Source organism: Ruegeria sp. AD6 (genome assembly GCF_056542325.1).
This window is the reverse complement of record NZ_JBQFZQ010000001.1, coordinates 1,263,795-1,279,962: the sequence shown is the minus strand read 5'-3', so window position 1 is coordinate 1,279,962 and position 16,168 is coordinate 1,263,795. Positions and strand designations below refer to the sequence as shown.

Below are 16,168 nucleotides of genomic sequence, written 5' to 3'. Positions count from 1 at the left end.
GACCCGGCGCGGCGTGTTTTGGATCAGGCGAAGCTGACCCCGTTTTCAGCCATCGGAAGCTCGGCCACCAGATTGCCCGACATTGCGCGAATAGCGTTGGCCAGGGCAGGGGCTGAGGGCGGCGTTCCGGGTTCACCCACGCCAGTTGGTGCTTCGGCAGACGGCACGATATGGACGTCGATCGCGGCAATGTCGCCGATCCGCAGCGGCTCGTAATCGGGGAAGTTGAACTGATCCACCGCTCCGCTGGTCAAGGTGATCTGGTCGCGCATGACGTGCCCGATCCCGTATCCGATGCCACCTTCCATCTGGGCGCGGACAACATCCGGGTTCACGGCAATACCGCAATCGACGGCACAGGTGACCTTTTCGATCTTGATACCGCTGTCCGGATCGCCCGAGACCTCGACCACTTCGGCCGCGTAAGACCCGAAGGACTTGTGGACCGCAATCCCTTGGGACCGACCCTCTGGCGCATTGCCCCAACCCGCTTTTTCGGTCGCCAGCTTCAAGACGGCGGCCTTGCGCTGCTGGTCCGCGTTGCTGGTGTCGGACAGATGCGCCAGACGGAACTCGACCGGGTCACGCCCTGCGGCTTCGGCCACCAGATCCATCATGGTTTCCATCGTGTAAGCGGTGTGGGTATGACCCACCGAGCGCCACCACAGAACCGTGGTTGCCTTCGGCGTGTCCGTCAGACCCACCGCCATGCCCGGGATCGAATAGGGACTGTCCGAAACACCCTCGACCGAGCTGTGGTCGATGCCGTCATGCACCAGAACCGCCTCGAACGGAGTGCCCTTGATCACGGATTGACCTGCAATCTGGTGCTGCCAGCCGACGATGTTGCCGTCGGCGTCCAGACCCACACGAACCTTGTGACCAAAGGCAGGGCGGTAGTACCCGCTGCGAATGTCATCCTCGCGCGTCCAGACCAGCTTGACCGGGCGCGAGCGGTCGGTGACGACAAAGGCCAGCGCAGCCTCGACCTGATAATCCGCGTCCGGTGTTGCGCGGCGACCGAAAGACCCGCCTGCCAACATGGTTTTGATGTGGATCTTCTCGGGCGGCAGTTGGAAGATCTGCTGATAGGCCATATGCGGCCCGGTCGGCATCTGCGCGCCGTCATGCAGGACGATGTCACCCTCTGCCGTCTGCTCGATGGTGCAGTTCAGCGGCTCCATCGGTGCATGGGCCAGCAGCGGGAAGTAGAAGGTCTTTTCGACAACCTTGTCTGCCCCGTCGATGGCGGCTGCCACAGCGGCGACGTCAGCCTTGTTCACGTTATATGTGGGTTCAGCATCCAGCGCCGCCATGATCTCGGCCTTGATCTGGTCCGAGTCGCGGGTTTCAGCGCCGGACAAATCCCATTCGACCTCCAACGCATCGCGCGACTGAATCGCGGCCCAGGTATTTTCCGCGTACACGGCAACACCCGCCTGATTGGGCAGCACGGCGGCGTTGATATAGCCTTTGACCTCTTTCGACGCGCTGTCGTCAAAGCCAAGGGCGATGCTGCCTTTCGATTCTGGGCGTTTGATCATGGCGACCATCTGGTTGGGCAGGTGAACGTCCATGGCATACATCGCCTGACCGTTGCCCTTGATGGCCGAATCCTTGCGACGGACGGCGTCATTGCCGATCAACCGGAACTCGGACGGGTCTTTCAGGCGGGGTTCAGCAGGGGCCTCCAACTGAGACGCGGCGGCCACGAATTCAGCGATGGGCGCGGACTGGTCGCCTGCCTTCACTATGCCTTCCTCGATGGTGATGCCCGACGCATCCAAGCCCCAGCTTTGTGCGGCAGCGTTGATCAGCATCTCACGCGCCGCAGCACCGGCCTGACGGTATTGCAACCACGAATTCGCCATCGCGGTGGATCCGCCGGTGCCCTGGAACGGGCCAAACAGAAGGTTGTTGTAGACATTCGGATCGGACGGGGCGAACTCGTACTCGATCTGATCCATGGTCAGGCCGATTTCCTCGGCGATCAGCGTCGGCAGACCGGTTGCAGGGCCCTGACCTTTTTCAAAGTGCTTGACGATGGCCGTCACGGTGCCATCGGCATCGATTTTCACAAACGGGTTGAACGTCGCGGTCTCGGACGAGGCCACGGCCAGAACGCCATCGGGACGGGCACCAACCAGAAGCACGGCACCAGCGGCAGCAGCGCCTTTCAGAAATCCACGGCGAGAGGTGTTAATGGTCATGATCAGGCCTCCAGAATTTCAGATGCGCGCTGGATACCGGCGCGGATGCGTTGGTAGGTGGCGCAGCGGCAGGCGTTGCCAGCCATGTAGTCGTCGATTTCTTCAACTGACGGTTTGGGGTTTTCGGACAGCAGCCCAACCGCAGACATCACCTGACCGGATTGGCAGTACCCGCATTGAACGACATCAAGTTCAACCCAGGCCTGTTGAACAGCAGCGCCGATTTTTTCATCGCCGATGACTTCGATTGTGGTGATCTCGGCACCTTCGACATCTTCGACATAGGTTTGGCAGGACCGAACGGGCTCACCATCCAGATGCACGGTGCACGCGCCGCACGATGCGACACCGCAACCAAATTTGGTTCCTGTCAGCTTCAGCTCATCACGGATCACCCACAAAAGGGGCGTGCCGGGTTCGGCGTCGACCGTGTGGGTCTGGCCGTTCAGTTTCAAAGTAAGGGTCATAGGGGGACTCTCCTGTTGGCTAATTACCTGAGTCGGTAAACTGGCGCGTTTACAAGTGGCATAATTTTCGCGACCTGTAAACTGGTGAGTTTACGTAGGGTTTGACCCGCGCCGGTCAATGGGTCTATAGCTCGGGTATGAACGAATGCAGCGCCCCGAATGCGTCCAAATACGCACAGATCATCGATGCTGCCGTGGCCGAGTTTCTGGAAAAAGGGTTCGCCGCGGCCAGTATGGATCGCATTTCGGCCAAGGCCGAAGTGTCCAAGCGCACGCTGTATAAGTATTTCGAAAGCAAGGAGAACCTGTTCCGCTCTATCGTGGTGGAACTGTCAAACAGGTTCGCGGAAGTGGTCGAGATCAAGTACGAAAAGGGCCGCGATATACGCGCGCAACTGACCGAGCTTGCCTGGGCCGAAGGCCGCATTTTGATGCTGCCGGATGTGATTGCGATGTCGCGCATGGTGATAAGCGAAACCTTGCGCAACCCGTCCCTTGCGGTCGAGGCGCAGGGCAAGCTGGATAAAACAGCCGTGTTTTCGGACATGCTGCGCAATGCGGCAGAAGACGGGCAGTTAAAGATCGACAACCCCGATCAGGCCGGGAAAGAGTTTATCGGCTTGATCAAGGCCCGCGCCTTTTGGCCGATGCTGTTCAGCGGTTCGGTCCTGAGCCAATCTGAAATGGCCGAAACGATCGAGAACAGCGTCGATATGATGATCAGCCGCTACGGCATCGAGACCTGACACACACCGTGAACGACGGGCGCGTCCACCATTTGTGCCGGCGATAGGCCTTGAGAATTTAGTCTAAAAACAATGGATTGACGACCGTCGCATGCGTCCGGCACCTGATGGTTTGGAAAATTTCCACCACCGGGTAAGATGAAATTGCATCTGCTCAAAGGAAATTTCTAGTGCCTTGGGGTGATTTGGTCGAACTTCTGGGGGGCTCAGCCATCATTCTGGCTGTACTTGCCGTGTTCTGGAAGGGTGACGACTGCATATCGAAAGAGTTCAGGGATGATCTGGCCGCCTGGCTGATATTGCTTAAGCCACCCCCCGGAAACAGCCCTGTCGTTCAATCCGTTCTTGCGATGTTCGAAAAGTTCTTTGGGGAACGGCACTTGAGCTGGAAATGCCTTAGCAGATCGTTTGTTCTTTCAGCCGTTTTCTTTTTCTCGGTGGTCTTACTGATGCGACTTTTCCTTCCGGACAGTCGACAACCATTGGGCGACGAAGAAATAACTGCCTCAAACATATTCATGCTCCTATTGGCGGGATTGCTTTTCAACGGGATCGGAGACTATCCGGCGCTTTACGTCACCAGAAAGGTCTTGCAGCAAAGTTTAAAAAAGTCGATGTCGCTAAGCTGGGCAATTTTCTTCGATCTGGTGTTCACAGCCCTCATCATTTTTGTCATCATATTAGTAATCATATGGCTGTTCACTCAGGCCTTCGGCGCCACGTCGTCTGGTCTGCTAACAACCGCTTTTGTCTTTCTATATGGGTTTTTGGGCGCATTTGGCTTCGATGCTGACGGCATTGACAGCCCTTTGGGCTTTGCTGTTCTTTTTACAGCTTTCATCACCAGCTTTTGGCTCTGGGCCGCTGCGCTTGGAACGCTGCTGATCCGCTTGCTGGCCCGCTCTGGCCCGATCCTTTCCGCGCTGCAATATGCGCTGCCAATCGAAGAGAAGCCTATCCGGTCAATGGGAATCGTCGGCTTTCTGGTCTTTTTTACCTACCTGGTGATCACAATAGCTCTGTGATCAGTTTGAATAGCGGCAAGTTGGGTGCGCCGAATTGAAACCCATCCAACGCTATGGCTGAAAGATCTGGTTCGCGCACCGTTGAAGACCTGAAAGGTCGATAGTAATTCCAGACAAAGAAGTGCTAGACCGGGCCAGCCGGGTTTCGGCGGCAGGGGGATGCAACTTGTACCCGGACCAAGACGGAGATTTGCTGTGACTGGCAGAGCAAAAACAGCAGCGCGTTTAAGCGTGGCACCGATGATGGACTGGACGGACCGCCATTGCCGGTATCTGCACCGGCTCCTTAGCCGTGAAACGCTGCTGTATACCGAGATGGTGACAGCCCCGGCACTGGTGCGGGGTGGGGCGCTGCATCTTCTCGAATACAACCCTCAGGAACACCCGGTTGCCCTGCAACTTGGCGGCTCGGACCCGCAAGAGCTCGCGCAGGCGGCGCGGCTTGGGGCGGATGCGGGCTATGATGAGATCAACCTGAACTGCGGCTGCCCCTCGGATCGTGTGCAATCGGGAACCTTCGGGGCCGTGTTGATGCGAGAGCCCGCGCGCGTTGCCGACTGTGTCGCGGCGATGCGCGAGACTGTGGATGTTGACGTTACGGTCAAATGCCGGATCGGGGTGGATGATCAGGAGCCGCAGGAGGTCCTGCCCGAGTTTCTGACCCAAATCCGGGCCGCAGGCTGTGATCGGGTCACGATCCACGCGCGCAAGGCGTGGTTGCAGGGTCTCAGCCCTAAGGAAAACCGGGACATCCCGCCTCTTGACTATGATCTGGTGCATCGGATGAAGGGTGAATTTCCGGACATGCATGTCTCGATCAATGGGGGCATCACCTCATTGAACGAAGCGCGTGTGCATCTGGATGCCGGTTTGGATGGGGTCATGATCGGTCGGGCTGCCTATCATCAGCCCACGGATATTCTGGCCGAAGCGGATATTCAGATTTACCAGAGCGGAACCCCGTCAGACCCGATTGCAGTCGTTCAACAAATGGTGCCTTATGTCGAGCGCCACCTTGCCAATGGTGGGCGTTTGCACCAGATCACGCGACATATGCTTGGCCTGTTTGCCGGGCGTCCGGGGGCCAGAGCTTGGCGGCGGGCCTTGTCCGAAGGTGCGGTGCATGAAGGCGCCGGGCCCGAGGTGATGCTGCAAGCGCTGGACCGCGTCGCGCCCTTGGCCGAGGCCTGAACAAGTAACACCGGCCCGCCCGGTATTTTGGGGGAAAGATGCCCGAGACGATGTTGCTGGCCCAAATGCTGGGTCTTTTGCTTGTGATCGGTGCGTTTGCCGGGGTGCTGGCAGGGCTGTTGGGGGTCGGGGGTGGCATTGTTCTGGTACCCGCGTTCTTCTACGCCTTTCAGACGCTTGGCTATGGCGGTCCGCAATTGATGCAGCTGTGTCTTGCCACCTCTCTGGCAACCATCATCGTGACGTCCATCCGTTCTGTTCTGGCCCATAACAAGAAGGGCGCGGTGGATTGGGACATCCTGCGCGGCTGGGGGCCGGGGATTGCCGTCGGTGCGATTGTCGGTGTTCTGGTGGCGTCGGCCCTGCGGACCGAGGCGCTGCAGGCCCTGTTTGGCATCCTGGGTATGGTGATCGGTGCCTATCTGGGCCTTGGCAAATCCGAATGGCGCTTGGGCGATGCGATGCCAAAGGGCGTGAAACGTGCGGCGCTGTCGCCGTCGGTCGGGTTTCTGTCCGTGCTGATGGGCATCGGCGGTGGCAGCTTTGGTGTGCCGTTGATGAGCCTTTATAACACACCCATTCACCGCGCCGTCGCAACCGCTGCCGGGTTTGGCGTGATTATTGCCGTCCCATCGGTTCTGGGCTTCCTGTTCCTTGGCATCGCGGCCGAGCACCGACCGCCGCTGACGATCGGGGCCGTGAACCTTGTGGCCTTTGGAATTGTCGTGGCCATGACCATGATCACCGCGCCATGGGGGGTGAAGCTGGCCCACGCGATGGACCCGAAACCCCTGAAGCGGGTCTTTGCGGTGTTCCTGACGCTGGTTGCGCTGAACATGCTGCGCAAGGCGCTGGGATGGTAGATGACTTCTGGTCCAAGGGCTGGGTGAAGTTCCCCTATGATCCCTTGCTGGCGGCATGGGTCGCTCATGCACTTCCGGTGGCCCGACAGTCCATAGACGACCCGGCCTATGCCGAATGGCTGGATTGCGAAGGAACGTGGTTTGTGGGCGTGGATGCCTTGGCCAATGATGCGCAGGGCAGGGTCGGGCAATCGGGTCCTCTGACCGGGGTTGCGATGTCATTCATTCAGGATCACTACGGAAACCTGCCGCTTCATAGGGGGCAGGTCTCGGTCATCCATCCGGGCTATCCGCGTCCCCGGCGTGGGGAGAGTGAGGCCGCCGCGCGCTATCGCCGAAACCGGGATGCTGCGCATGTGGATGGGTTGCGCCCGATGGGTCCGGACCGCCGCCGCCGGGTTGATGAGCCTCACGCATGGATTTTGGGTATCCCGCTGACCGAGGCCAACGAAGACGCCGCCCCGATGGTGCTGTGGGAAGGCAGCCATAAGCTGCTGGGCGACATGTTCCGGGACGCTTTGGCCGGGCATCCAAGGGAAGGTCTGCACAAGGTCGATATCACCGACGCCTATCAGGCCGCGCGGCGAGAGGTTTTCGAAACCTGTCCCCGGATCGCTTTACCCGCCAAACCGGGCGAGGCGTATCTGCTGCATCGCCATTGCCTGCACGGGGTTGCACCATGGGGCGACAGCGCCACCGCTGGCCCTGATGGTCGAATGATCGCCTATTTCCGCCCCGAGTTCACGGGGGGAGTGGCCGAATGGATCGAATCTCCGTAGTCTCCGCCCATTGATTTTTGGTGGAGAATTAGGGTCATGATTACAGTTCATAGAAATTCTGACGGCGCATTGATCGAAGTTGAACTGTCCGGTCAGGTCACCAGCACCGACTACTCTGAAACCCTTGTTCCCGCGATCGAGGCCGCATTGGCCGAACATGATACGGTCGGCCTGCTGGCCATCGTGCAGCCCGAATTCAAAGGGTATGACCTGGGGGCCGCGTGGTCGGACACCAAGCTGGGCCTGAGCCATTGGCGCGGCTTTGACCGGATTGGCGTGGTGGCCGATCAGGGGTGGGTTCAGACCAGTGTCCGGCTGGCCGCCCCGATCCTGCCATGCCCTTTGCATGTATTCGAATTGGCCGAGCTCGAGGCGGCACGGCGCTGGATGCGGGAATCGCTGGGATCGATCCATGTCACCGATCTGGGTGGATCCTGCGTGCAACTGAGCCTTCTTGGAAAGCTGGACCCCGAAGAATACGCCAAGGCCGGCCGCGATCTGGACCTGCTTTTGCAGGATCGCGAGGGGTTCCGGCTGCTTATTGACCTGCGCGAATTTGACGGGTGGCAGGGGCTGTCGGCATTGGCTGCGCATTTTCGTCTGGCCAGCGGCCATATCCGGATGCTGGATCGCGCGGCGATTGTCGGCAACAAGGCATGGCAGCAGATGGCGCAACGCGTCGCCAGTCACGTCCTTGGCACGCGCACGCAATTCTTCCCCTCGGAAGAGATCGAAAACGCCAAATCCTGGCTGTCTGCGGGCTGATTTCTGACCACATTTGATTCGAAAACGGGCCCAGCACCCGAAAAATGGCCTTTTGGGCCCCAGATATCGTCATTTTGTGACGTAAGGGAATTTGTTGGAATTTGTGGGGTTTAGTGTTTTCAACCTCAAAAACGAGGAAAATATGAGTGTTTTCCCCGTAAAAATGAAGTTTGCATTGATTAGCTCAGCCTCGTTGCCGCGGGTTGCCACTCACATTCAGCTACGTTCTTGAGCCGACCCTCGGAGCTCGGACGCGACCCGCGGCGACATCGATTATTTAATTCACTACAGGATGCTCGAAATGACGTTCAGGACTGTCTTAAATAAAATCTTTTCCGGAAACGGAGTTGTGCTGCCTTTGCCGGGTGATTTGGCCCGTGACGATCAACAAGGCCCGATCTCCGACCAGCCTCGGACAAGCCAGTCCGAGATCATCAATCTGTTTGCAGAAGAATTGCGCGGTCGGGAACCGATTCACAGCGCGACCGATGCCAAGGACGAGGACCGGCGCGTCAAAACGAACTAGGGGTTTAGGAACCGTTCAACCGGGCCGCCCGACCGCCGCGACGTTTTGCCAGGCGTGGCTTGCGGGCGGGCAGGTCTTCCATGATCTCGGCGCGTTCGCTGCTGTCCATCTTGGACCACCGGGTGATCTCGTCGATGGTGCGGTAGCAGCCGGTGCAGATCCTTTCGGTCGGGTGTACGACACAGATCTGGACACACGGGCTTTCAACCTCGTTCCGTTTCCAAACCATATTCGTCATCAGCGGTCTCCGACCAGTTATAGAAAGCGCAGCCTGTCCAGCGCTCCTTGCAGGATATAACCGGCTGCGACGTGGTCGATAACCTGTCCGCGACGTTTTCGTGTCGTATCCGCCTCGAGCAGTGCCTTTTCTGCCGCAACCGTGCTGAGCCGTTCGTCCCAGAACCCGATGGAGACGTCGGTCAGGCGCGACAGATTGCGGGCAAAGGCGCGGGTGGATTGGCACCTTGGACCCTCAGTCCCGTCCATGTTCTTAGGCAGGCCCAGAATGACGCCGCCAATCTCGCGATCTGCGATGATCTCAAGCAAACGGGCGGAATCCAGAGTGAACTTCTTGCGTCGCACGGTTTCCAGCGGGCTGGCCACGCCGCGCATCCGGTCCGAGACCGCGACGCCGATGGTCTTTTCCCCAAGGTCCAGCCCCATCAGCGCGGTCATCGGGGGCAGGGCGGCTGCGAAGTCTTCGAACGCGTCGTGGATCATTGCGCGATCCCGGCCTGCAGGGCGGCCGCGTCCAGCATCTGCAACGCATCCGCGTTATCGGCAAACACCACTTTCGCTTCCTTGTGGATATCTATGGCCCGCTGGCCTTGGCCCAGAACCCCAAGTGCTGCAATCAGACGGGCCCATTCCTCGGGCGAGCCGCCTTCGGTCGCCAACCGGTCTGAAAGCTGGTCGACCATGCCCTGAATCATCTCCTGCCGTTCTTCCGGCGTCAGCTCGGCTGCGGCGGCCATATCCTCTTGGCTGGGTCCGGGGGCCGGTGCAATGTCCGGCGCGTTGAAAACACCTGCTCGGAAGGCAAGCTCATCCAGTTGAACCCTGATCGCCTCGGCCCAGGGCGCGCCCTGGGGGGCGTCGCGCAGGGTTTCGATCCACATTCGATAAGCGATGTCCGGGCGTCCGACCTGCGCCAACATCTGGCCCAGATAGTACCGGGCCGGCCCGTGCCGTGGATCGCGATCCAGCGCTTGCGACAGTGCCTGCTCGGCCTCGGGCGAGACATATCCGTTGGCCGCCAGAATCATCATCTCGGCGAAATCCGCATAGGCATCGGCGGTTGCGGTGTCTCCGGACAGCTCGATCACCCGCTGCTGCGCCTGGTATCCAGCCTTGAAGTTGCCAGCGTTGGTTTCGTGCTGAGCCAACAGCATATGCCCCTGCAGATCTTCGGGCCGTGCTTCAACTGTTTCGCGCAACTGGTTGAGAAGGTTGGCGTAACTTTCATCCAACTCGCGCGGTGGCGGTGGTGTCGCCAACTCCTCGGCAGCGGCTTGCGGTGGGCGGTTTGCACGCACCTCCTCGGCCAGTTCGATGCGGTCGGTCAGGGGCATATCTGGCAGACCAACCGCGCCGATCCGCTGATACATCCACAACCCGCCGCCCGCCAGAACCACGGTCAGACACGCAATTGTGATCGCGGATACAACGCCCGACGGTCCGGCACCTGCGACCTCTTTGGCCATCTGCGCATCTGCTGCCAGAATGCGGCGCGAGATTTCGGTGCGGACCCGTTCGGCATCCGCTTCACCAATGACACCGCGCGCCAGATCGCGGTCAACGCTGGCCAGTTGTTCCCGATAGACCCGCAAATCATAGGCCGCCGCAGGCTCGGCGCCGCGACGGCCACGCAGCAGGCTGTAGCTCAGGAACGCCGCGATCAACAGCGCAATGATCAGTAGCAGAACCCAGAACGTCATGGTCCCTCCGAAATAGCTGCTTTGACTTAGACCTGTCAGACGCCCGACAAAAGGGACAAATGGCCGCGAAAGGGCGACATGTCGCAATAGTGCTATATTGTGGCGTTGCCCGGCAGGGGTAGAGTCGGCCAACACGGCATATCTTCGCACAATCACCGAACCGGATGGATTCGCTTATGAAACACTATTCAGCCTTTGCTGTGGCGCGCGAAGCGTTGCGCTATCACACAGGATGGGAACGCGCTTGGCGGTCCCCCCAGCCCAAGAAACGCTATGACGTGATCATCGTCGGTGCGGGGGGGCATGGTCTGGCGACGGCCTATTACCTTGGCAAGAACTACGGCATCCAGAACGTCGCCGTGATCGAAAAGGGCTGGCTGGGTGGTGGCAACACCGGTCGGAATACGACCATCATCCGGTCGAACTATCTGCAGGACCCATCGGCCGCGATCTACGAAAAGGCGCGCAGCCTCTATGAAGACCTGAGCCAGGACCTGAACTACAACGTCATGTTCAGCCCGCGCGGCGTGATGATGCTGGCCCAGACTCAGCACGAAATTCGCGGCTATCAGCGCACCGCCCACGCAAACGCGCTGCAAGGCGTCAAGACCGAGTGGATCGGCCCCGAGCGCGTCAAAGAACTGGTCCCGATCATCAATATCGACGGTCCGCGCTATCCGGTACTGGGGGCGCTGTGGCAGGAACGCGGCGGCACCGCGCGCCATGATGCGGTGGCCTGGGGCTATGCCCGCGCCTGTTCGGCGATGGGGATGGACATCATCCAGCAATGCGAAGTCAAAGGCGTTCGGTCCGAAAATGGTCGCGTTGTCGGCGTCGACACCACCAAAGGCTCGATCGACTGTGACAAGCTGGGGATCGTAGTGGCAGGCCATTCCGGTCAACTGGCCGAGATGGCGGGCTTCCGTCTGCCTTTGGAGGCGATTGCCCTGCAGGCGCTGGTGTCAGAGCCGATCAAACCCTGCATGGATGTGGTCGTGATGGCCAACACCGTGCACGGTTATATGTCGCAGTCCGACAAGGGCGAGATGGTGATTGGCGGTGGCACCGACGGGTTCAACAACTACACCCAGCGCGGCAGCTTCCACCACATCGAGGAAACGGTACGGGCACTGGTCGAGACCTTCCCGATGATCTCGCGCCTGAAGATGCTGCGCCAATGGGGCGGGATCGTGGATATGACCGGGGATCGCTCGCCCATCCTGTCGTCAACACCTCTGGGCAATTGCTTCATCAACTGCGGATGGGGCACCGGCGGCTTCAAGGCCATTCCGGGCTCGGGCTGGGGCATGGCACAGCTGATGGCCACGGGGCATTCGCCACTGACCGAGGCATTCTCGCTGGACCGCTTCAAAGAGGGCCGCTTCATCGACGAAAGCGTCGCCGCCGGGGTGGCGCACTAAGGGGCTGCCCGAAGGTGCCAAAGAACAGAATTCTGATCGGCCCGCGCGCCGACTGACCGCCAAAAGGATGACCACATGCTGATCCTGAATTGCCCCTATTGTGGCGTTGACGCCGAAGAAACCGAACTGGCCGCCGGTGGCGAGGCGCATCTGAAGCGCTATGGCCCGGGCTCGTCGGATGACGAGTTCCACGACTACCTGTTCATGCGTGAAAACCCCAAGGGCGTTCACCTCGAACGCTGGCGCCACGCCAATGGCTGCGGCAAGTGGTTCCACGCCGCGCGCTGCACCCAAACGCTCGAGGTGTTCGGCACCTACACCGCCCAGACCTCTGAGCCGCCGCAAGAGATCAAGGACGCCATCGCCGCCAAACGGCCCGGCTGGACGTGGAGAGAGTTCTCCTGATGCTTCATCTTTTCCAAAATACTCCCGCCGGAGGCCCTGACGCCTCCACCTGCGAAAGGTCCGCACAATGAGCACCCGTCTCGCAAAACAAGGCCGTCTGATTGATCGGTCGAAAAAGGTTACCTTCACCTTCAACGGCACCTCGATGCAGGGGTACGAGGGCGACACGCTTGCCTCGGCCCTGCTGGCCAATGATCAGATGATGATGGGCCGGTCGTTCAAATACCACCGCCCGCGCGGCGTGGTCGCCAGCGGCGCGGAAGAGCCGAACGCTCTGGTCGGACTGGGGCAGGGTAATCGGTTCGAGCCGAACCAGCGCGCCACCACGACCGAGCTGTTCAACGGACTGACCGCAGCGTCGCAGAACCATTGGCCGAATCTGGAATTCGACGTGGGCGCGATCAACACCCACCTGTCGCGGTTCCTGCCCGCCGGGTTCTACTACAAGATGTTCATCCATCCGAAACCGTTCTGGAAGCATGTGTATGAACCCTTCATCCGCCAGTCCGCCGGTCTGGGCAAGGCCCCCAACAAGGACAGCCGCGATGCGGACACTTATGAGCACTTCTATGCCTTCACCGACGTCCTGGTGATCGGCGGCGGAGTGGCTGGTCTGCAGGCAGCCAAGACGGCAGCGGCGTCTGGTGCCAAGGTCATGCTGATCGAACAGACCGCGCATTGGGGCGGTCGCGCTCCGGTTGACGGCGGGTTGGTAGATGGTGAGCCTGTGGATAAGTTCGTGGAACAATTGGTTTCCGAACTCGAAACAATGGACAATGTCACGATGCGGTCCCGCTGCATGGGCGCGGGGGTCTATGACCACGGTTACGTGCTGGGATACGAGCGTCTGACAGACCACAACCCGGGCGCGCAAGGCCCGCGCCATCGTCTGTGGCGTATCCGCGCCAAACAGGTTGTGACGGCGACCGGAGCCATCGAGCGTCCGCTGTCCTTTGCGGGTAACGATGTGCCGGGCGTGATGCTGGCCTCGGCCATGCGTGACTATGTCGTGAACTGGGGTGTAACCCCGGGCGAGAAGGTGATCGTCGCCACCAACAACGATGACGCCTATCGCACGGCTATTGCCCTGAAACAGGCCGGAGTGGATGTGATCCGCGTGGTCGATGCCCGCGCCACCGCCGGACCGCTGGCGGAAGAGGCGCGCCAGCTTGGCATCCGCGTCGATCCGGGCAAGGCCATCGCCAAGGTCAAGGGCGGCAAGCGCGTCAAGAAAGTTGCCATCTGTAATCAAGAGGGCGTCGGCGGCGCGCGGGAAGAGGTCGAATGCGACGCGGTTGCCATGTCGGGCGGTTGGTCTCCGGTTGTGCATATGTGGTCGCATTGCGGCGGCAAGCTGATCTGGGATGAGGCGAACGCCCATTTCCGCCCCGACCCGTCGCGCCCGCCTCTGGGTGCAAATGGCGAAGGGTTCGTTCTGGCCGCCGGGTCGTCGAACGGTCCGCTGGCTTTGGCGGATGTTATGGCCGACGCGGATGCGGCTGGTAAGGCCGCAGCCAAAGCAGCCGGTCACAAGCCTAAGCGTACCAAGGCCCCGGTGGGCGAGACCACGGACGAGGCTCCGATGGAGGCCGTCTGGCTGATGCCTGCCAATGCCGACATCCAGCTGCGGATGAAGTCGTGGTTGGATTTCCAGAACGACGTCAAAGTCTCGGACGTTCAGCTGGCCGCGCGCGAAGGCTACGAAAGCGTCGAACATACCAAGCGTTACACCACGCTGGGCATGGCGACCGATCAGGGTAAGCTGAGCAATATCAACGGCTTGGCGATCCTTGCTGATGCGCTGGAATCAGAGATTCCGAAGGTCGGCACCACCACGTTCCGCCCGCCCTACACGCCGATCTCTCTGGCGTCGATTGGCGGTGAAGCGCGCGGAGAGGTGTTCCAGCCGATCCGACAGACGCCGATGCACAACTGGCACGACAAGAACGGCGCCGATTGGGAGCCGGTCGGCCAGTGGCGCCGGACCTATGCCTATGTGCGTCCCGGTGAATCCGTGCATGACGCGGTGAACCGCGAGGTGAAGAACACCCGCGACAACCTCGGCCTGCTGGACGCCTCGACTCTGGGCAAGTTGATCGTCAAAGGCCCGGATGCGGGCAAGTTCCTCGACATGATGTATACCAACATGATGTCCACGCTGAAGATCGGCAAATGCCGCTATGGTCTGATGTGCTCGGAAAACGGGTTCCTGATCGACGACGGCGTTGTCGCCCGCATCGATGAGGATACATGGCTGTGCCACACCACCACCGGCGGGGCCGAGCGCATCCATGGCCATATGGAAGAGTGGTTGCAGACCGAATGGTGGGACTGGAAAGTCTATGTCGCCAATGTGACCGAGCAATACGCGCAGGTCGCCGTGGTTGGCCCCAATGCCCGCAAGGTGCTTGAGAAACTGGGCGGGATGGATGTGTCGAAAGAGGCGCTGCCCTTCATGGAATGGCGCGACGGAAAAATCGGTGACTTCGATTGCCGCGCTTACCGCATCTCGTTCTCGGGTGAGCTGTCCTATGAGATCGCCGTGCCTGCGTCGCAGGGACAGGCGTTTTGGGACGCGCTGATGGAGGCTGGCAAAGAATTCGGTGTGATGCCGTACGGCACCGAATGTCTGCACATCCTGCGGGCCGAAAAGGGCTTTATCATGATCGGGGACGAGACCGACGGCACCGTGATCCCGCAGGATCTGGGGCTGCACTGGGCGCTGTCGAAAAAGAAAGAGGACTACCTCGGCAAACGCGCCCATTCGCGGACCCATATGGCCGATCCCGAGCGCTGGAAACTGGTCGGCTTGGAGACTGTGGATGGTTCCGTTCTGCCGGACGGCGCTTACGCAGTGGGCGAGGGCGTCAACGCCAATGGTCAGCGCAACATGATCGGGCGCGTGACCTCGACTTATTACTCGGCCAATCTGGGCAAGGGCATCGCCATGGGCCTGATCAAGCACGGCCCCGACCGGATGGGCGAGATTGTCGAGTTCCCGGGCACGGATGACAAAATCTACAAAGCCAAGATCGTGGACCCGATCTTCTTCGACAAGGACGGGGAGAAGCAGAATGTCTGAACCCATCAGCGCACTGAACCACGCCAGCTATGACGGCATCGCCAGGGTCGAGGAAATCGGCCTGCAGGGCATGATCACCCTGCGCGGCGACCTGTCCGACAAGGTGCTGGCCAAGGCCGTCAAGGACGCCACCGGGCAGAAAATGCCCGGCCAGCGTGAGGCGCTGGTCGATGGCGACACCGGCGTCTGCTGGATGTCCACCGACGAGCTGCTGGTGCTGGTGCCCTATGCCGAGGTTGAGGCCAAGCTGGCAGCGATGACCAACGCGCTTGGCGGCACGCATGCCCTTGCGGTCAACGTCTCGGACGCGCGGGCGGTGTTCCGCATCTCGGGCGCGTCCGCGCGCGAGGTTCTGGGCAAACTGTCCCCGGTCGATCTGTCACCCGAGGCTTTTCAGCCCGGCCAAATCCGCCGCTCGCGTCTGGCGCAGGTGGCCGGGGCGTTCTGGATGGACGAAGCCGAAACGTTCCGTGTGGTTTGTTTCCGCTCGGCTGCCGACTATGCGTTCAACCTGCTGAAGGTTGCGGCGCAGCCGGGCAGTGAAGTGGGCGTTTATTGACCCGCCCACACACCTAAGGGATCATTCGATGGCCACCTCGTTTCAGACAGGTGGCCATTTTCCTTTTTAAGACTTTTTTCGTGATTGAAGTGTCAAGTTGCGCGACAGATGCGCGCGCGAGTTAGGATTGGTAAGTTCCCCTTTTGCGGGTGGAAAGGGGCTGCTTTATCGATATGAAAAAGACTTAAACTA

The 16,168-nt window shown here is 60.2% G+C and carries 16 protein-coding genes; 11 read left to right on the top strand and 5 right to left on the bottom strand.

The genetic code is table 11. The annotated features are described in order from the left end of the window. Window positions 1–23: 23 nt before the first annotated feature. Both ACR0KJ_RS06255 and ACR0KJ_RS06250 read right to left on the bottom strand, forming a co-directional pair. Complete coding sequence (locus tag ACR0KJ_RS06255; protein ID WP_480626191.1) at window positions 24–2,210, bottom strand: xanthine dehydrogenase family protein molybdopterin-binding subunit; 2,187 nt, start codon at window positions 2,208–2,210, stop codon at window positions 24–26. 2 nt (window positions 2,211–2,212) lie between these two features. Continuing rightward, on the bottom strand, window positions 2,213–2,677 hold the full coding sequence (locus ACR0KJ_RS06250) for a (2Fe-2S)-binding protein (protein ID WP_480626190.1): 465 nt from the start codon (window positions 2,675–2,677) through the stop codon (window positions 2,213–2,215). Between the two features lie 101 nt (window positions 2,678–2,778). Here ACR0KJ_RS06250 and ACR0KJ_RS06245 point away from each other — a divergent pair, with 101 nt between their 5' ends. The 7 genes from ACR0KJ_RS06245 (at window position 2,779) to ACR0KJ_RS06215 (ending at window position 8,572) form a co-directional block, all read left to right on the top strand. Next, on the top strand, window positions 2,779–3,423 hold the full coding sequence (locus tag ACR0KJ_RS06245) for a TetR/AcrR family transcriptional regulator (protein WP_170628518.1): 645 nt from the start codon (window positions 2,779–2,781) through the stop codon (window positions 3,421–3,423). 185 nt (window positions 3,424–3,608) lie between these two features. Then, the gene (locus ACR0KJ_RS06240) at window positions 3,609–4,448 is read left to right on the top strand and encodes a hypothetical protein (protein WP_170449715.1); all 840 of its coding nucleotides are present in this window, start codon (window positions 3,609–3,611) and stop codon (window positions 4,446–4,448) included. Window positions 4,449–4,607: 159 nt separating this feature from the next. After that, entirely contained in the window at window positions 4,608–5,639 is a 1,032-nt protein-coding gene (dusA, locus tag ACR0KJ_RS06235; protein ID WP_170449718.1) for a tRNA dihydrouridine(20/20a) synthase DusA, read from the top strand. Between the two features lie 38 nt (window positions 5,640–5,677). Beyond that, a complete protein-coding gene (locus ACR0KJ_RS06230) occupies window positions 5,678–6,502 on the top strand; it encodes a sulfite exporter TauE/SafE family protein (protein ID WP_170449720.1) in 825 nt (274 codons plus the stop codon). Next, entirely contained in the window at window positions 6,496–7,281 is a 786-nt protein-coding gene (locus tag ACR0KJ_RS06225) for a hypothetical protein (protein WP_480626189.1), read from the top strand. The genes ACR0KJ_RS06230 and ACR0KJ_RS06225 overlap by 7 nt, the downstream gene beginning before the upstream one ends. A gap of 36 nt (window positions 7,282–7,317) precedes the next feature. Next, window positions 7,318–8,046 carry a SpoIIAA family protein gene (locus ACR0KJ_RS06220; protein WP_170449726.1) on the top strand — a complete coding sequence of 243 codons (729 nt, stop codon included), beginning with the start codon at window positions 7,318–7,320 and terminating at the stop codon, window positions 8,044–8,046. Window positions 8,047–8,395: 349 nt separating this feature from the next. Beyond that, window positions 8,396–8,572 (top strand): hypothetical protein, encoded by a 177-nt coding sequence (locus ACR0KJ_RS06215; RefSeq protein WP_170622023.1) that lies wholly within the window; start codon window positions 8,396–8,398, stop codon window positions 8,570–8,572. A 4-nt stretch (window positions 8,573–8,576) separates the two neighbouring features. Here ACR0KJ_RS06215 and ACR0KJ_RS06210 read toward each other — a convergent pair whose 3' ends face one another. The 3 genes from ACR0KJ_RS06210 to ccmI are packed head-to-tail and all read right to left on the bottom strand — an operon-like array spanning window position 8,577 to window position 10,509. Beyond that, window positions 8,577–8,810 carry a DUF1289 domain-containing protein gene (locus ACR0KJ_RS06210; protein WP_170449733.1) on the bottom strand — a complete coding sequence of 78 codons (234 nt, stop codon included), beginning with the start codon at window positions 8,808–8,810 and terminating at the stop codon, window positions 8,577–8,579. A 17-nt stretch (window positions 8,811–8,827) separates the two neighbouring features. Then, window positions 8,828–9,292, bottom strand: a complete 465-nt coding sequence (gene ruvX / locus ACR0KJ_RS06205; protein ID WP_170449736.1) for a Holliday junction resolvase RuvX — start codon at window positions 9,290–9,292, stop codon at window positions 8,828–8,830. Then, window positions 9,289–10,509, bottom strand: coding sequence for a c-type cytochrome biogenesis protein CcmI (gene ccmI, locus ACR0KJ_RS06200; RefSeq protein ID WP_170449738.1), 1,221 nt, complete (start codon window positions 10,507–10,509; stop codon window positions 9,289–9,291). The genes ruvX and ccmI overlap by 4 nt, the downstream gene beginning before the upstream one ends. Window positions 10,510–10,685: 176 nt before the next feature. Between ccmI and ACR0KJ_RS06195 the strand changes: the two genes are divergently transcribed. The 4 genes from ACR0KJ_RS06195 (at window position 10,686) to ACR0KJ_RS06180 (ending at window position 15,976) form a co-directional block, all read left to right on the top strand. Continuing rightward, a complete protein-coding gene (locus ACR0KJ_RS06195) occupies window positions 10,686–11,930 on the top strand; it encodes a sarcosine oxidase subunit beta family protein (protein WP_170449741.1) in 1,245 nt (414 codons plus the stop codon). 75 nt (window positions 11,931–12,005) lie between these two features. Beyond that, window positions 12,006–12,335: a sarcosine oxidase subunit delta gene (locus ACR0KJ_RS06190; RefSeq protein ID WP_170449744.1), complete on the top strand. Its 330-nt coding sequence runs from the start codon at window positions 12,006–12,008 to the stop codon at window positions 12,333–12,335. A gap of 67 nt (window positions 12,336–12,402) precedes the next feature. Next, window positions 12,403–15,417, top strand: coding sequence for a sarcosine oxidase subunit alpha family protein (locus ACR0KJ_RS06185; protein ID WP_480626188.1), 3,015 nt, complete (start codon window positions 12,403–12,405; stop codon window positions 15,415–15,417). Continuing rightward, window positions 15,410–15,976, top strand: a complete 567-nt coding sequence (locus tag ACR0KJ_RS06180) for a sarcosine oxidase subunit gamma (RefSeq protein WP_480626187.1) — start codon at window positions 15,410–15,412, stop codon at window positions 15,974–15,976. Before ACR0KJ_RS06185 ends, ACR0KJ_RS06180 begins: the two co-directional genes overlap by 8 nt. Window positions 15,977–16,168: the final 192 nt, after the last annotated feature.